Origin of the sequence: Pseudomonas sp. SG20056, from assembly GCF_031764535.1 — a bacterium.
In the GTDB taxonomy this organism is placed as follows: domain Bacteria; phylum Pseudomonadota; class Gammaproteobacteria; order Pseudomonadales; family Pseudomonadaceae; genus Aquipseudomonas.
Window position 1 is genome coordinate 280,532 of record NZ_CP134499.1, and the last position, 14,700, is coordinate 295,231.

Genomic DNA, 14,700 nt, shown 5'->3' on the forward strand with positions numbered 1-14,700 from the left:
ATTGAGGTGCTTATGCGGACGCTGTTGATCTGTTGTCTGGTGGTGCTGCTGGCGGGTTGTACCGGCCCGCAGGTGAATGATTACGTCAGCGAGCAGCCTCGCCTGGAACTGAGCGATTACTTCAACGGCGAGTTGCAGGCCTGGGGCATGTTCCAGAATCGCTCCGGCGAGGTGGTCAAGCGTTTCCATGTGGCCATGACCGGCACTTGGGACGGTGATGTCGGCGTGCTCGACGAGCGCTTTACCTACAGTGATGGCAGCACCGAACGGCGCGTCTGGACTCTGACCAAGCAGGCCGACGGCAGTTGGCGTGGTACTGCGGATGATGTGGTCGGGGAAGCTGTCGGTGAGGTTGCCGGCAACGCCTTGCACTGGCGTTACCAGCTACGGCTGAAGGTCGATGACTCAACCTATGTGGTTGATTTTGATGACTGGATGTTCCTGATGGATGGTCAGGTGATGCTCAACCGCGCTCGGATGTCTAAGTGGGGGATCGATCTTGGCCAGGTCACCCTGAGCTTTTACAAGCCTGCGGCGGCTGATAAGGCGGAGTAGTCGCCGGTTAAACGCTTGTATGAAATTTTCTCCAGCGCTACCTTGAAGGCCTAAGCCAGCGGGAATAATCTGGCCCTCAGATACCGCCGGAAAGTTGCCGTTTCACGGTTGTCTTCCCAGACCTTGCACGGACTGACAAAAAACTGTCTCGATGCGGGCGTACAACACTAATAGCAATAGGGAAGTAGAGGTCATCATGCTCGAGAGTTGTCAGAACGCCCAGGAACGTTGGGGTGGGGTTCACCTGCTGATCGACCGCTGGCTGCAAGAGCGCAAGGAGCTGGTGAGTGCCTACGCGGCCATCAATAGCTCGCCGCAAGCGCCGAGCGCCAATGCAGAAGCCCTGCAACGCTTCTGCGAAATTCTCGTTGATTACGTATCCGCTGGCCACTTTGAGGTCTACGAACAGCTGACCAGCGAAGCCAAGGCTTTTGGTGATCAACGTGGCCTCGATCTAGCCAAGCAGATCTACCCACGTATCGAGGTGATTACCGAAGTGGCGCTGGCTTTCAACGACCGTTGCGACAACGGCGATTGCCACGACTCGGTATCCCTGCTTGATGAGCTGAAGCGTCTGGGGCAGTTGCTGCACGAGCGTTTCGAGCTGGAGGACTGTCTGATCGAAGTCCTGCACAACGCCCATCAGGAGCAGGCCACGCCTGCCCTCTGATGCGCTGACGCGTTACTCCTTGGTGTCGAGCAATTCCAGCTCGAACACCAGGGGCGAGTAGGGCGGAATCAAATCCCCGGCCCCTTCTTCGCCATACGCCTGAGCTGATGGAATCACCAAGCGCCACTGTGCGCCCACCGGCATATGCTGCAGCGCGCTGCGCCACCCGGCGATCACACTGTCCAGGCGAAACCACTGCGCGGTCTGACTTTCGTCGAACTGACTGCCATCCGCCAGAAAACCTATGTAACGCACCTGAATGCGGTCTTTCGGACCGGGTTTGCCGCCGCTGCCGGCGCGCAACTCCTGCATCAGCACGCCATCTTGTAGTACGCGTACGCCTGCCTTGGCCTTCTCTGTGGCGAGAAAACGCTGCTCGGCTGTCTTGGCTTTTTCAATACGTTCCGGGGCGCTGACCAACTGCGCTTCATGCTCGGCCAGCAGGCTTTCGATACGCTTGGCATCCAGTGCCAGCGGTTCGTTGCGGTAGGCCTGGCGCAGGCCGTCGAGCAGCGCTTGCAGCTCCAAATCCGGCACTTCGTCACGCAGTCGCTCACCGAGTTTTACCCCCAGGCTATAGGCCAGGTCGTGGGAATGCTCATGTGCTTGAGACAGGGGCGCGAGCAGGCAGAGCAGTAGCAGGGCGAAACGTGGCATGGGTGTTCTCCGGCCTATGGTGCGCCGATTATGCCAGCCAGGCTCGCAAGCTCAATGCGCGAGGTGGCAAGGCGGGCAAAAGGAGGTCTAGTATGACGCCATCTTCATCCGCCAGGAGGCGAGTCATGTCGGCTACAAAGAATGCAAAGAAGAAATCAGTGAGCACTCCGCTGCACTTGTTGCAGCAACTTTCCAGCAGCCTGCTTGAGCATCTTGAAGATGCTTGCACGCGCGCTTTGGTTGATGCCGAGAAGTTGCTCGCCAAGCTGGAAAAGCAACGCGGCAAAGCCCAGGAAAAACTGCATAAAGCCCGCAGCAAAATGCAGGATGCCGCGGTCGCCGGCAAAGCCAAGGCTCAGGCCAAAGGTAAAGATGCCGTGGCGGAACTGGAGCAGCTGCTCGATACCCTGAAAGACCGTCAGAGCGAAACCCGCAGCTATATCGCCAGCCTCAAGCGCGATGCACAGGAAAGCCTGAAACTCGCCCAGGGCGTTGGTAAGGTTAAAGAAGCCGTAGGCAAAGCGCTCGATAGCCGTTCCGCTAAGGCCGCAGTGGTCAAACCGGCTGCCAAGCCAGCCGCAACTAAAGCTCCGGCCAAGCCCGCTGCCAGCAAGCCAGCGGCTAAAGCTGCTGCGCCAGCCGCCAAGGCCCCGGCTAAAGCGCCCGCCAAACCGGCTGCCAAAGCACCGGCCAAGGCTGTCAGCAAGGCTCCCGTCGCGGCTAAGCCAGCAGCCAAGGCATCTGCCAAACCTGCGGCGAAAAAACCAGCAGCCAGCGCGGCCAAGCCTGCAGTGAGCAAGCCGGTGGCACAGCCTGCCAAGGCAGCGGCTAAACCTGCGGTGAAAAAGGCTCCGGTGGCTAAACCCGCCAGTAAGCCTGCGGCCAAGCCAGCTGCAAAACCTGCAGCCAAGCCGGTTGTGAAGAAAGCTGTCGCTAAACCGGCTGCCGCCAAGCCCGCCGTGGCTAACGCTCCGGTTGCCGATGCACCTGCTGCACCTGCCGGTAGCAATGGCAGTACCCCGCCAAGCGCTGTTTAAGCGCTGAGGTGTGCCGCCGCGATGCGCAGCGTTTGCAGCGCATCGCGGTTGTACTGCTGGGGAGCCAGGCTTTCCAGCCAATTCAGCGGCGCGCTCGCCGCGTGGCTTGACCAGTCCTGAGTACAGGCTGCCAAGCGCTCCAACTGCTCGCGCTCTGCGGTCAGCTCCAGCTGTTTGATCTGTTCACGTAATTGCGCCAGGGCATGATCGCTCTGCGCTTGCTCGCGCCAGCTCTGGCGCAATTGGCGCAGTGGCACTACTACCTGCTGTTGCCAGGGTTGCGCGATATTGCGCAACACATCGCAGCGCTCGTTGGTGCAGATAATCTGCCGGCGTTCCAACCAGGCAGCGCAAAGCAGCAGGCACACATCCGCTCCCTGCGTTTGCAGCAGCAGGCACGCGGCTTCGACGCCAGGGCGTTGATACAGTGCTTCGGCGAATCGCCACAGGTCAGTAGGCATGGTGCTTTCCGGGTTTCTCTAAAGGGACTCTGGTAGACTCCGCCGCCATTATGATCCGACTCCAGAACCTGACTTTACAGCGTGGCCCTCAGCGTCTGCTAGAAGACGCCGAGATGACCCTGCACCCCGGCCATAAAGCCGGTCTGATCGGCGCCAACGGCGCCGGCAAATCCAGCCTGTTTGCCCTGTTTCGTGGCGAGCTGAGTGCGGATGCGGGCGACTGCCTGATCCCCGCCGATTGGCGTGTGGCGCATATGCGCCAGGAGATCGATGCGGTCGAGCGCCAGGCAGTCGACTATGTGCTCGATGGCGACCTGCAACTGCGTAAAGTGCAAGCCGAATTGGCCGTGGCCGAAGCGGCGCATGACGGTGCCGCCGTGGCGCGTCTCCACACCGAGCTGGACACCCTCGACGGCTACAGTGCCGATGCCCGTGCGCGCAAGCTGCTCGCCGGTCTGGGCTTTGACAGTGCGCAAATGGATCGCCGCGTCGGTGACTTCTCTGGTGGCTGGCGCATGCGCCTGAACCTGGCCCAGGCGTTGATGTGTCCGTCCGACCTGCTGCTGCTCGATGAGCCGACCAACCACCTCGACCTCGATGCAATCCTCTGGCTGGAAAGCTGGCTGAAAGGTTACCCCGGTACTTTGCTGCTGATCTCCCATGACCGCGATTTCCTGGATGCCGTAGTGGACCACGTTGCTCACCTCGACCAGCAGAAGCTGACCCTATATCGCGGTGGCTATTCGGCTTTCGAGCGCACCCGCGCCGAGCGCCTGGCTCAGCAGCAGCAGGCGTACGAGAAGCAGCAGGCGCAGCGCGCGCACATGGAAAAGTACATCGCTCGCTTCAAGGCCCAGGCCACCAAGGCGCGCCAGGCGCAGAGCCGGATCAAGGCGCTGGAGCGCATGGAAGAGCTGTCGGCGGCGCACGTCGATTCGCCGTTTGACTTCAGCTTCCGTGAGGCCGACAAGATCTCCAGCCCGCTGCTCAGCCTGAGCGAAGGCCGCCTGGGTTACGGTGACAAGGTGGTGCTGGAGAAGGTCAAGTTGAGTTTGGCGCCCGGTGCGCGCCTGGGCCTGCTCGGACCGAACGGTGCAGGTAAGTCGACCCTGATCAAGAACCTGTCGAACGAACTGCAACCGATCAGCGGCCATCTGCAACGGGGTGAGAATCTGGTGGTCGGCTACTTCGCCCAGCATCAGCTCGACGCCCTGGATGACAAGGCCAGCCCATTGCTGCACTTTCAGCGCCTGGCCCCGACCGAGCGTGAGCAGACCCTGCGCGACTTCCTCGGTGGTTTCGACTTCCGCGGCCCGCGTTGCGACGAGCCGGTGCTGAATTTCTCCGGCGGTGAGAAAGCCCGCCTGGCCCTGGCGCTGATTGCCTGGGGCAAGCCCAACCTGCTGCTGCTCGACGAACCGACCAACCACCTCGACCTGGAAATGCGCCTGGCGCTGACCATGGCGCTGCAGGAGTTTTCCGGCGCAGTGGTGGTGGTGTCGCACGATCGCCACTTGCTCAAGAGCACCACCGACGAGTTCCTGCTGGTCGCCGATGGTCAGGTGCAGCCGTTTGATGGTGATCTGGAAGACTACGCCCGCTGGCTGGTGGACTACCGCACGCGGCAGGCGCCGACGAGCAGTGGCGAAAGCAACCCGGACAAATCCGACAAGCGTGTGCAGCGCCAGGCCGCAGCGGCTTTGCGTCAGCAATTGGCGCCGCATAAGCGCGAAGCCGACAAGCTGGAGAAAGAGCTGGGCCAGCTGCATGAGAAGCTTGCCGCCGTCGAAGCCCGCCTGGGTGACAGCGACATCTACGAAGCCGCGCGCAAGGACGAGCTGCGTGACGCCCTGGCCGAACAGGCCAAGCTGAAAAGTCGCGAAGCCGATCTTGAAGAACGCTGGATGCTCGCGCTGGAAACCCTCGAAGCCCTGCAAGCCGAGCTGGAGGCCGCCAGTTGAACATCACCCTGCCGACGCTGGAATGGCTGATGACCTGGCAGGAGCCCTTGCTGCGCACCGGTCAGGTAATCCTGATTGTGCTGCTGGCCTGGTTGTTTCAGCGCATTCTCACCCGTGGCATCACCCGCCTCGGTAACCGCTACCCGCAGTTGCCGGCCGAATTGCTGATGCCGCTGCGCGGCCTGCTGCGCTGGCTGGTTCTCGGTAGCGCATTCATGTTGGTGCTGGAGCGCCTTGGCGTTTCTGCGCAGGTGCTGTGGACCGCACTCACCGGCTTTGCCGCCGTCGCTGCAGTGGCCTTTTTCGCCATCTGGAGCGTGTTGTCCAACATGTTCTGCGCGTTGCTGATCTTCGCCATGGGGCCGTTTCGTATCGGCGATTGCGTTGAAGTGCTGGAAAGCGCCGAAAAGCCTGGAGTGCGCGGCCGAGTGCTGGCGATCAACCTGTTCTATACCACCCTGGAAGATCTCAGCGGTGATGCCCCCGGTGCCTGGGTACAGATTCCCAATAGCCTGTTTTTCCAAAAAGCCGTGCGCCGCTGGCGCAATGGCGAACTCCCACCTGTACGTACTAGCGAGAACTGATTCCTATGGAATGGCTGGCCAGCCCTGAACTCTGGGTCGCGTTTCTGACCCTGACCGCCCTGGAAATTGTCCTGGGCATCGACAACATCATCTTTATCTCGATCCTGGTCAGCCGTCTGCCCAAGCATCAGCAACCCAAGGCGCGCTTCTTCGGCCTGGCCCTGGCGATGGGCACGCGGATTCTCCTGCTGCTATCAATCAGCTGGGTGATGCGCCTGACGGCCGACCTGTTCCATGTGTTCGATCAGGGCTTCTCCGGCCGTGATCTGATCCTGTTCTTCGGGGGGCTGTTCCTGTTGTGGAAGAGTACTGCGGAGATCTTCCACAGCCTGGAAGGCGAAGAAGAAGCCCAAGCCGTGGGTGGCAAGACCTACGGCTTTATGGGGATCATCGTGCAGATCGCGATCATCGACATCGTGTTCTCCCTGGACTCGGTGATCACCGCTGTCGGTTTGGTCGACAACGTACCCGTCATGGTCGCGGCTATTGTGATTTCGGTGTTCGTGATGATGCTGTCGGCCGGCACCATCAGTGATTTCATCGACAAGCACCCGAGCCTGAAAATCCTCGCCCTGTCATTCCTTATCGTGGTCGGTACCGTGCTGATCGCCGAAGCCTTCGAGGTTCATGTGCCGAAGGGTTATGTGTACTTCGCCATGGCTTTCTCGCTGGCGGTGGAGGCCGTCAACATCCGCATGCGTACGGCCCGTGCCCGCGCGCGCAAGGAGGAAGAGCTGGAGCCGGTACAGCTGCGTAAGGGTTCGCCGGACTGATGAGTCGGCTGGGCGAGTAACCCAACAAGGGGTAGGCTAGCGGCCTGCCCCTTTTTATTTTCTGTTTGAGGTATCTGCCATGGCACTGGAAACCTGGCTTGCGTTCTTTGTGGCCTGTTGGGTCATCAGCCTGTCGCCGGGCGCCGGGGCGATTGCCTCGATGTCGGCCGGGCTGCAATACGGCTTTGTGCGCGGCTACTGGAATGCCCTGGGCCTGCAATTGGGTCTGGCCTTGCAGATCGCCATTGTGGCCGCCGGGGTCGGCGCGATTCTGGCGGCGTCGGAATTGGCCTTTAGCCTGATCAAATGGTTTGGCGTGGTGTATCTGGTCTACCTCGGTTATCGCCAGTGGCAGGCGCTGCCCAGTGATATGACCGCGCAGACCGAGCGCCCCATCGGCCGCCCGCTGACCCTGGTGCTGCGCGGCTTTTTGGTCAACTTCAGCAACCCCAAGGCCATCGTCTTTATGCTCGCGGTGCTGCCGCAGTTCCTCAATCCCCAGGCACCACTGCTGATGCAGTACCTGGTGATGGGCGTGACCATGATTTGCGTCGACCTGATCGTCATGGCCGGCTATACCGGTCTGGCCGCGCGGGTGTTGGGTGCGCTGCGTTCGCCACGCCAGCAGAAGCTGATGAACCGCACCTTCGGCGCGTTGTTTGTCGGCGCGGCGGCCTTGCTGGCCAGCGTGCGCCGCGCGCCGGTCTAAGCTGCGCTGGTATCGCTACCAAGGAATCGGCTGGCCATCCCAGCCCCAGAAGCTGCCTGTCTGCGCCGGACCGTGCTGTTCGATCTGCGCCAGCAGGCATTCGGCTGAGTAGTTTGGGGTAAACAGTTTGTCGGCTGGCACATTAGCCTGAAAGGGCTTCGACAGTTCGGTGTCGGTGGTGCCAGGGTGCAGGCTGAGCACGCAGCTGTTGGGGTTCAGACGGCTCAGCTCGATGCTCGCGGTGTGCAGCAGCTGATTCAGCGCAGCCTTGCTGGCACGGTAGCTGTACCAGCCGCCGAGGCGATTGTCGCCAATCGAGCCGACCCGCGCCGACAGCGCCGCCACCGTGCAGGCATGCTGACCGCGCAGCAGCGGCAGCAGGTGCTTGAGCAACAGGATCGGCGCAAAACTGTTGCGCTGAAAGGTCGCCAGTAACCCCTCAAGCGTGATCTGGTTCAGGCCCTTCTCGGCTTTCGCTGCACCATCCTGTAACACGCCCACCGTGCACAGCAGCAGGTGCAGACGCGGGATGGCGGCGCGCAGCTGCGCGGCCAGCGCGCTCAGCGCCGCCTCATCGCATACATCCGCATCCAGACAATGCAGGCGCTGGCCGTATTGCGCTTGCAGTGCAAGCAGGCCAGGCGCCTGACTGGCCTGGCGGGCGATGGCCCACACTTCAGCACTATCAGCGCGCGCCAGCAGCTGCGCAGTGAGGGCCAGACCGATCCCGCGGCTGGCGCCACAGACCACTGCATGTGCCGGTTCTTCCAGGCGTTGCCAAAAACTCATTCCATCACTCCTGCGGCGTTGCGACGATCCGTCGCGGGCCATGGTCGATCAGTGGTTGAGGAAAGTCGTTAGGAGGGTAACAATCGAATGTCATCCATTCGTATTTGGGATCAACTCCTATATGACTTCCGTATTGCGTTTCTGCAGCTGGTTGCTGGTGCCCGTGCTGGCACTGTGCAGCCTGGCTGTTATGGCCGAGCCCATCGAGGGCGCGGCGCAAGCTCTGCATCTGCTCGGTTACCTGGGCGCTGACTACCCGGCCACCGTGGCCAATGGTCAGGTGATCGACTCCAGCGAGTACCGTGAGCAGCTGGAGTTTATGACTGTACTGCAAGGGCTGATCGTTGCGCTGCCAGCGCGTAGCGAACAGGCTGAACTGGAGCAGGGTGTGGCTAATCTGCGTCAGGGCATTGAACAGCGTGTCGAGGGTAGCCAGGTCGCGCAGCAGGCGCGGCAGTTGGCCGCGACCCTGGCCAGCGCTTATGGCGTTAGCCAGACCCCGGCCATCACCCCTGATCCTAGCCGTGGCGCGCCGCTGTTTGCCCAGCATTGCAGCGTCTGCCATGGCGACAGCGGTGCCGGCGACGGCCCGGCCGGTATCGGCCTGGAGCCGCCACCGGCCAACCTGCGCGACCTGGCGCGACTCAATCGTCTGAGCCTGTATGACCTGTTCAATACCATTGGCCTGGGCATCGACGGCACGGACATGGCGGCTTTTGCCGATCAGCTGGATGAGCGTCAGCGCTGGGACCTGGCCAGTTATATCGCCGGCTTTAGTGCCGAGCCGGTTGCTGCCGGCGCGCCGTTCACGATGGCAGCGTTGGCCGGTACAACCCCGGATGAAGTGGCCGCCGTGCAGGGCGATGAGGCGGCTGCACGCTTCCGTGCCCAGCGTGCGCAGCCGCCGGTGCAGCAGCGCGGCCCGCTGCAATTGATCGAACACACCCGCACGACCCTGGAGCAGAGCCTGACGGCCTACCGCGCCGGCGATCACGAGCAGGCTTATGACCTGTCCGTTGGCGCTTACCTGGAGGGCTTCGAGCTGGTCGAAAGCGCTCTGGATAACCTCGACTCGGTGCAGCGCAAGACCACCGAGCGTGCGCTGATGGCTTACCGCCAGGCGTTGCAGGATGGCCTGTCGGTACCCCTGGCGGCGCAGCGGCTGGAGCAGGCCAAGGCCGAGCTGGCGACGTCTGCCGCGTTGCTCGACAGCAATGGTTTGTCTGACTCACTGAGTTTCTTCTCCAGCCTGCTGATCCTGCTGCGTGAAGGGCTGGAGGCGATTCTGGTGTTGGCGGCGATTCTGGCTTTCCTGCGCAACACCGGTCAGCAGCAGGCGGTGCGCAGCGTGCACATCGGCTGGGGCCTGGCACTGCTGGCCGGGGTGGCCACCTGGGCACTGGCGGCGTATCTGATCGACGTCAGCGGTGCGCAGCGTGAGCTGTTGGAAGGTGTGACGGCGTTGTTTGCCAGCGTGATGGTGCTCTGGCTCGGGGTGTGGATGCATGACCGCCGGCATGCGGCGGCCTGGCAGGATTACATCAAGAGCAGCCTGGTCGGTGGCGGTGGGCGTTTCGGCTTTGCCGTGCTGGCGTTCTTCTCGGTGTACCGCGAGCTGTTCGAGGTCATCCTGTTCTATGAAACCCTCTGGCTGCAGGCCGGCCCGCAAGGCCACGGCATGGTCCTGGCTGGCGCGGCGGCGGCGCTGGTGCTGCTGCTTGGGTTGGCCTGGGTGATCCTGCGCGGCTCACGCAAACTGCCGCTGGCAACCTTCTTCGGCGTCAATGCCGTGCTGCTCTGTGTGCTTTCGGTGGTGTTTGCCGGCCACGGTGTAGCGGCGCTGCAGGAAGCTGGAGTGCTCGGTACGCGGCCGGTGGCGTTCTTCGAGTTCGACTGGCTGGGTATTCACGACGATGCTTACAGCCTCGCGGCGCAGGCCACGGCGCTGGCGGCCATTGCGCTGCTGTACGGGCGTAGCTGGTTGGGCGAGCGGCGCCGTTTGTCTCAGGCGTGAAGCGCAGCTGCCGTCGGCATGGCTTACCATGCCGGCTTTGCTGCTTCTGGAGAATGCTGGGTGATGCGAGTCTGGATTGATGCCGATGCCTGCCCCAAGGCGGCCAAGGATCAGGTGGTGAAGTTCGCCTTGAAGCGGCGTTTCGAGGTGCTTCTGGTGGCGGGTCAGGCGCAAATCAAACCGGCCTACAGCTGCGTGCGGTTGATCGTTGTGCCCAGTGGCCCGGATGCGGCGGATGACTATCTGGTGGAGCATGCCGTGCCGGGTGAGCTGGTGATCTGCAGCGACGTACCGCTGGCCGACCGCTTGGTGAAGAAGGGCGTGGCTGCCCTCGACCCGCGTGGTCGCGAGTTCGATGAGCGCAACATGGGCGACAAACTGGCCGTGCGTAACCTGTTTACCGAGCTGCGCGAACTGGGTCAGGTGGGTGGCGGTCAGCCGCCGTATGGCGAGCGCGACAAGCAGGCGTTCGCCAATTCACTGGATCGCATCCTCACCCGTTTGCAGCGTAGTTAGCTTTTTACCCGCACAGATAAGTGCCAGTGCCCACCGCGACCAGGGTGCCGTCATCGCTGTGCAGTTCGCTGCGCACCACTGCCACCTTGTTGCCGGTTCGCAGCAGCACGGCGCTGGCGGTAAAGCGCTGGCCACGGCCGGGGCGCAGGTAGTCGATGCGTAGGTCGATGGTGCCGAGCTTGGACAGCCGCGCCATGCGTTCGGCGCTGGACAAATGCTGGTGCTTATCGAAAGCGCCAATCAGCGCCATGGCGCCGCCGGCTACATCCAGCAGCGAGGAAATCACCCCACCATGCAGAATGCCGTGGACGAAGTTGCCGATCAGCTCGGGCTTCATCGGCAGGTGCATGGTCACGCGCTGGGCGCTCAGCTCGTCCAGCTCGATACCGAGCATCTGATTAAACGGAATACGTTGGAAGAAGCTGCTAACCGCTTGTTGCAGCTCGGCGGTCAGCTCGAAAGGTTGGTTGCTCATGGTGGCGTGCCTGGGCGAGGGGATATTCAACCTGCCGCACTGCAACGGATCTGACCAGTGGCGCGGCCGGAGTACCGCGCGCATTGGCGTGATTGGCTTGCTATCGGCCTGATCGGTGGCTGATCAGGTCGAAGATTTAGGCCGGGTGGCTGAGCTCCAGCACCCGATCGACCAGCTTGTTGATCCCCGAGGCGGCCTCACTGATCGACTGGGCGGACATATAGGCCGGGGTGGTCACAAGCTTGCGTTCGGCGTCTTCAACAATTTCGCTGACTTCGCATTCATGGTGCTCGGCGCCCATCTGCACCAGTGTGGCGGCGGTTTCATGGTCCTTGCCGATGGTGCAAATCACGCCCGCGCCGAAGATTTTTGCTGCCAGCGCCGGGGCGATGCACATTAGGCCCACCGGCTTGCCGGCAGCGACGAAGGCGCGGGTAGCGCTCAGCACATCGGCCTGCACCGTGCAGTTGGCGCCGCTGATGGCGAAGTCGGAAAGGTTTTTCGCCACGCCAAAACCGCCGGGTATGATCAGCGCATCAAAGTCTCCGACGTGCAGCTCCTTGACGTCCTTGATCTTGCCGCGGGCGATGCGCGCCGATTCAACCAGCACGTTGCGCGTGTCGTCCATTTCGTCGCCACTGTAGTGATCGACCACGTGCAGCTGCGGCACGTTGGGGGCAAAGCACTGCACCTGCGCGCCGCGCTGATCGAGACGCAGCAGGGTGATCACGCTTTCATGGATTTCCGCGCCGTCGTAGACGCCACAGCCGGAAAGAATCACCGCGACTTTCTTGTTCATCAAATTCTCCTGAATAACCAGCTGTACCGAATTGAGCCGTGTTCTGTCGTCTGAACCCTAATGTCGCCATATGCCACCCAGGTTGGCATGGCGCGCCGCGAGGCGGATGTGGCGCTGGGCTAGGATTTATTCAGCAATCCTAGCCGTTAGCCTCGTGCAGCGATATGGCGATTCTATGCAACCGGTGAAACCATGAATTACATCCTCTATGCCGTACCGTTCTTCTTTGCTTTGATCGCCCTGGAGCTGCTGCTCGACCGCTGGCGCGGAGTCAGCACCTACCGCTTCTCCGACGCCATCAACAGCCTTAGCGCCGGGGTGCTGTCGACTACCGTGGGCCTGCTGACCAAGGCCATCGGGTTACTCACCTACACCCTGGCCTGGCAGCACTTCGGTGTGTTCGAGTTGTCGGCCAGCAGCCTGTGGGTCTGGCTGTTTGCCTTCGTCTTCTACGACTTCTGTTACTACTGGAACCACCGTCTGGGCCATGAGCGCAATGTGCTCTGGGCCGCACATTCGGTGCATCACCAGAGTGAGGACTACAACCTCTCCACCGCGCTGCGGCAGACCAGCACCGGGTTTATCTTCGGCTGGATCTTCTACCTGCCGATGGCGCTGATCGGTGTGCCGCCGCTGGTATTCCTCACCGTGGCTGCATTGAACCTGCTGTATCAGTTCTGGGTGCACACCCGGCATATCCCCAAACTGGGCTGGTTCGAGTGGTTCTTTATCACCCCGTCCAACCACCGTGTGCACCATGCGCAGAATGCTGTGTATATGGATCGCAATTACGGCGGCGTGTTCATTCTCTGGGATCGGTTGTTCGGCACCTTTCAGGAGGAATTGGACGAAGAGCCGGTGATCTTTGGCGTGACCACGCCGCTGGCCAGCTGGAACCCGCTGTGGGCCAATGCGCAGTTCTATGTCGCGCTGTGGCGTGATGCGGTGCGGGCCGAGTCCTGGTGGGACAAGCTGCGCATCTGGTTTATGCGCACCGGCTGGCGTCCGGCCGATGTCGCGGCCAAGTACCCGCAAACCAAACCGGACCTCAGCCAGTTCGTCAAATTCGACGTGCCGCTGGGCCTGGCGCAGAAACTCTATGCCGGTGTGCAGTTCAGCCTGTATGTGGTGGCGGGCACCGTGCTGCTGGGCATGGGTGACACATTGAGCCTGGCGCAGGCGCTGCTGGGCATCGTCTGGATGGCCGTGGGGTTGACGATCATCGGCAGTTGGCTGGAAAACCGGCCGACGGCCAGGCGCTGGGAAATGTTGCGCCTGCTGCTCAACCTGCCGGCGGTCTGGCTGGCCCTGCAGCTTGGTCTGTTGACCGCGCAGCCACTGCTCTGGGCGCTGCTGCTGGGCTACAGCTTGCTGAGTCTGGGCGCGCTGTTCTGGGCCCCGCGCGGGCAGGATGCTGTGCCAGCCTAAACTTTATTCATGGCTGGCCTTACAACGGTGGACAGGTGCAGGCCTGTCCACCGTTGTGCTTTCCGGGTCGGGGAAACGACTGTGGTGTATACGCGTGATACATATCTTCGCCACAGTTGCGGCGCTATGCTTGCTGGGCTTGCGGCAAGCGGTCGCAGCGCTGTCGTGCGTTGTCATACTTTGGTCATAATGGCCGCTTATAACTGTCACACTCGCCCGTTGCTACGGGCTTCGGAGCCTGCCGTGAGCTTTACCCCCGCCAATCGTCTGTTTCCCGCCACTCGCCTGCGTCGCAACCGCCGTGATGATTTTTCCCGGCGTCTGGTGCGGGAAAACCGCCTGAGTGTCGATGACCTGATTCTGCCGGTGTTCGTCCTCGACGGCGAAAACCGCCGCGAAGCGATTGCCTCGATGCCCGGCGTCGAGCGTCTGTCCATCGACCTGCTGCTCAAGGAAGCCGAGCACTGGGTGGCACTGGGCATTCCGGCGCTGGCGCTGTTCCCGGTGACGCCGCTGGAGAAGAAATCCCTGCTCGCCGAAGAAGCCTGGAACCCGGACGGCATCGCCCAGCGCGCCATCCGCGCCCTGCGCGCCAAGTTTCCCGAGTTGGGCGTGATCAGCGACGTGGCGCTGGACCCGTTCACAACGCACGGTCAGGACGGCATCCTCGATGAATCCGGCTATGTGCAGAACGACGTGACCGTTGATGCGCTGGTCAAGCAGGCGCTGTCACATGCCGCGGCCGGTGCTCAGGTGGTGGCGCCCTCGGACATGATGGATGGCCGCGTGCAGGCGATCCGCGAGGCGCTGGAACTGGCCGATCACAGCAATGTGCGCATCATGGCCTACTCGGCCAAGTACGCCAGCGCCTACTACGGCCCGTTCCGCGATGCGGTGGGGTCGGCGGCCAATCTGGGTAAGGCCAACAAGGCCAGCTACCAGATGGACCCGGCCAATGGCGATGAAGCGCTGCATGAAGTGGCCGCCGATCTGGCCGAAGGCGCGGACATGGTCATGGTCAAGCCGGGCATGCCCTACCTGGACATCCTCTGGCGGGTCAAAGCGGAATTCAAGGTGCCGACCTTTGTCTATCAGGTCAGTGGTGAGTACGCCATGCATATGGCGGCGATCCAGAATGGTTGGTTGGGCGAGGCGGTGATTCTCGAATCACTGACTGCCTTCAAACGTGCGGGTGCCGATGGCATCCTGACTTATTTCGCCGTGCGCGCGGCAGAACTGCTGAAGCAGGGGCAGTAGGCCCCACAGGAACTC

At 62.0% G+C, this 14,700-nt stretch carries 16 protein-coding genes; 11 read left to right on the forward strand and 5 right to left on the reverse strand.

The annotated features are described in order from the left end of the window. The first annotated feature begins 12 nt into the window (after nucleotides 1–12). On the forward strand, nucleotides 13–555 hold the full coding sequence (locus tag RHP75_RS01325) for a DUF3833 domain-containing protein (protein ID WP_311090130.1): 543 nt from the start codon (nucleotides 13–15) through the stop codon (nucleotides 553–555). A 196-nt stretch (nucleotides 556–751) separates the two neighbouring features. Next, nucleotides 752–1,225 (forward strand): sigma D regulator, encoded by a 474-nt coding sequence (gene rsd, locus RHP75_RS01330; protein WP_311090131.1) that lies wholly within the window; start codon nucleotides 752–754, stop codon nucleotides 1,223–1,225. A gap of 12 nt (nucleotides 1,226–1,237) precedes the next feature. On the opposite strand, the gene RHP75_RS01335 is transcribed toward rsd, so the two are convergent. Beyond that, on the reverse strand, nucleotides 1,238–1,882 hold the full coding sequence (locus RHP75_RS01335) for an FKBP-type peptidyl-prolyl cis-trans isomerase (RefSeq protein WP_311090132.1): 645 nt from the start codon (nucleotides 1,880–1,882) through the stop codon (nucleotides 1,238–1,240). Nucleotides 1,883–2,007: 125 nt separating this feature from the next. On the opposite strand from RHP75_RS01335, the gene RHP75_RS01340 reads away from it, so the two are divergent. After that, entirely contained in the window at nucleotides 2,008–2,919 is a 912-nt protein-coding gene (locus tag RHP75_RS01340) for an AlgP family protein (protein ID WP_311090133.1), read from the forward strand. Here RHP75_RS01340 and RHP75_RS01345 read toward each other — a convergent pair. Continuing rightward, on the reverse strand, nucleotides 2,916–3,380 hold the full coding sequence (locus tag RHP75_RS01345; RefSeq protein ID WP_311090134.1) for a TIGR02444 family protein: 465 nt from the start codon (nucleotides 3,378–3,380) through the stop codon (nucleotides 2,916–2,918). The two genes, RHP75_RS01340 and RHP75_RS01345, sit on opposite strands and share 4 nt — an antisense overlap. A 50-nt stretch (nucleotides 3,381–3,430) precedes the next feature. Between RHP75_RS01345 and RHP75_RS01350 the strand changes: the two genes are divergently transcribed. The 4 genes from RHP75_RS01350 to rhtB all read left to right on the forward strand — a co-directional run bounded on the left by RHP75_RS01350 (nucleotide 3,431) and on the right by rhtB (nucleotide 7,407). After that, entirely contained in the window at nucleotides 3,431–5,341 is a 1,911-nt protein-coding gene (locus tag RHP75_RS01350; protein WP_311090135.1) for an ATP-binding cassette domain-containing protein, read from the forward strand. Between the two features lie 29 nt (nucleotides 5,342–5,370). After that, nucleotides 5,371–5,925, forward strand: a complete 555-nt coding sequence (locus tag RHP75_RS01355; RefSeq protein ID WP_409079753.1) for a mechanosensitive ion channel domain-containing protein — start codon at nucleotides 5,371–5,373, stop codon at nucleotides 5,923–5,925. Nucleotides 5,926–5,930: 5 nt separating this feature from the next. Continuing rightward, a complete protein-coding gene (locus tag RHP75_RS01360) occupies nucleotides 5,931–6,698 on the forward strand; it encodes a TerC family protein (protein ID WP_311090136.1) in 768 nt (255 codons plus the stop codon). 79 nt (nucleotides 6,699–6,777) lie between these two features. After that, a complete protein-coding gene (rhtB, locus tag RHP75_RS01365; RefSeq protein ID WP_269383251.1) occupies nucleotides 6,778–7,407 on the forward strand; it encodes a homoserine/homoserine lactone efflux protein in 630 nt (209 codons plus the stop codon). Between the two features lie 15 nt (nucleotides 7,408–7,422). On the opposite strand, the gene RHP75_RS01370 is transcribed toward rhtB, so the two are convergent. Further along, entirely contained in the window at nucleotides 7,423–8,196 is a 774-nt protein-coding gene (locus RHP75_RS01370) for an SDR family NAD(P)-dependent oxidoreductase (protein ID WP_311090137.1), read from the reverse strand. A gap of 121 nt (nucleotides 8,197–8,317) precedes the next feature. Here RHP75_RS01370 and RHP75_RS01375 point away from each other — a divergent pair, with 121 nt between their 5' ends. Then, complete coding sequence (locus RHP75_RS01375) at nucleotides 8,318–10,210, forward strand: FTR1 family protein (RefSeq protein WP_311090138.1); 1,893 nt, start codon at nucleotides 8,318–8,320, stop codon at nucleotides 10,208–10,210. A 63-nt stretch (nucleotides 10,211–10,273) separates the two neighbouring features. After that, on the forward strand, nucleotides 10,274–10,726 hold the full coding sequence (locus tag RHP75_RS01380; RefSeq protein ID WP_311090139.1) for a YaiI/YqxD family protein: 453 nt from the start codon (nucleotides 10,274–10,276) through the stop codon (nucleotides 10,724–10,726). A gap of 4 nt (nucleotides 10,727–10,730) precedes the next feature. Here RHP75_RS01380 and RHP75_RS01385 read toward each other — a convergent pair whose 3' ends face one another. Both RHP75_RS01385 and elbB read right to left on the reverse strand, forming a co-directional pair. After that, a complete protein-coding gene (locus tag RHP75_RS01385; protein ID WP_311090140.1) occupies nucleotides 10,731–11,201 on the reverse strand; it encodes a thioesterase family protein in 471 nt (156 codons plus the stop codon). A gap of 136 nt (nucleotides 11,202–11,337) precedes the next feature. Next, nucleotides 11,338–12,000, reverse strand: coding sequence for an isoprenoid biosynthesis glyoxalase ElbB (elbB, locus tag RHP75_RS01390; protein WP_311090141.1), 663 nt, complete (start codon nucleotides 11,998–12,000; stop codon nucleotides 11,338–11,340). A gap of 192 nt (nucleotides 12,001–12,192) precedes the next feature. On the opposite strand from elbB, the gene RHP75_RS01395 reads away from it, so the two are divergent. Both RHP75_RS01395 and hemB read left to right on the forward strand, forming a co-directional pair. Then, nucleotides 12,193–13,428 carry a sterol desaturase family protein gene (locus RHP75_RS01395; protein ID WP_311090142.1) on the forward strand — a complete coding sequence of 412 codons (1,236 nt, stop codon included), beginning with the start codon at nucleotides 12,193–12,195 and terminating at the stop codon, nucleotides 13,426–13,428. Nucleotides 13,429–13,671: 243 nt separating this feature from the next. Next, complete coding sequence (gene hemB, locus RHP75_RS01400) at nucleotides 13,672–14,685, forward strand: porphobilinogen synthase (RefSeq protein ID WP_160086719.1); 1,014 nt, start codon at nucleotides 13,672–13,674, stop codon at nucleotides 14,683–14,685. The last annotated feature ends 15 nt before the right edge of the window (nucleotides 14,686–14,700 follow it).

Excerpts from the sequence above, each read along its gene's own strand:
- rsd (WP_311090131.1), top strand. The coding sequence starts at position 752 with ATGCTCGAGAGTTGTCAGAACGCCCAGGAACGTTGGGGTGGGGTTCAC.
- RHP75_RS01355 (WP_409079753.1), top strand. The coding sequence starts at position 5,371 with ATGACCTGGCAGGAGCCCTTGCTGCGCACCGGTCAGGTAATCCTGATT.
- RHP75_RS01335 (WP_311090132.1), bottom strand. The coding sequence starts at position 1,882 with ATGCCACGTTTCGCCCTGCTACTGCTCTGCCTGCTCGCGCCCCTGTCT.
- elbB (WP_311090141.1), bottom strand. The coding sequence starts at position 12,000 with ATGAACAAGAAAGTCGCGGTGATTCTTTCCGGCTGTGGCGTCTACGAC.
- RHP75_RS01395 (WP_311090142.1), top strand. The coding sequence starts at position 12,193 with ATGAATTACATCCTCTATGCCGTACCGTTCTTCTTTGCTTTGATCGCC.
- RHP75_RS01345 (WP_311090134.1), bottom strand. The coding sequence starts at position 3,380 with ATGCCTACTGACCTGTGGCGATTCGCCGAAGCACTGTATCAACGCCCT.
- RHP75_RS01360 (WP_311090136.1), top strand. The coding sequence starts at position 5,931 with ATGGAATGGCTGGCCAGCCCTGAACTCTGGGTCGCGTTTCTGACCCTG.
- RHP75_RS01340 (WP_311090133.1), top strand. The coding sequence starts at position 2,008 with ATGTCGGCTACAAAGAATGCAAAGAAGAAATCAGTGAGCACTCCGCTG.
- RHP75_RS01375 (WP_311090138.1), top strand. The coding sequence starts at position 8,318 with ATGACTTCCGTATTGCGTTTCTGCAGCTGGTTGCTGGTGCCCGTGCTG.
- RHP75_RS01350 (WP_311090135.1), top strand. The coding sequence starts at position 3,431 with ATGATCCGACTCCAGAACCTGACTTTACAGCGTGGCCCTCAGCGTCTG.
- RHP75_RS01370 (WP_311090137.1), bottom strand. The coding sequence starts at position 8,196 with ATGAGTTTTTGGCAACGCCTGGAAGAACCGGCACATGCAGTGGTCTGT.
- RHP75_RS01380 (WP_311090139.1), top strand. The coding sequence starts at position 10,274 with ATGCGAGTCTGGATTGATGCCGATGCCTGCCCCAAGGCGGCCAAGGAT.
- RHP75_RS01385 (WP_311090140.1), bottom strand. The coding sequence starts at position 11,201 with ATGAGCAACCAACCTTTCGAGCTGACCGCCGAGCTGCAACAAGCGGTT.
- rhtB (WP_269383251.1), top strand. The coding sequence starts at position 6,778 with ATGGCACTGGAAACCTGGCTTGCGTTCTTTGTGGCCTGTTGGGTCATC.
- RHP75_RS01325 (WP_311090130.1), top strand. The coding sequence starts at position 13 with ATGCGGACGCTGTTGATCTGTTGTCTGGTGGTGCTGCTGGCGGGTTGT.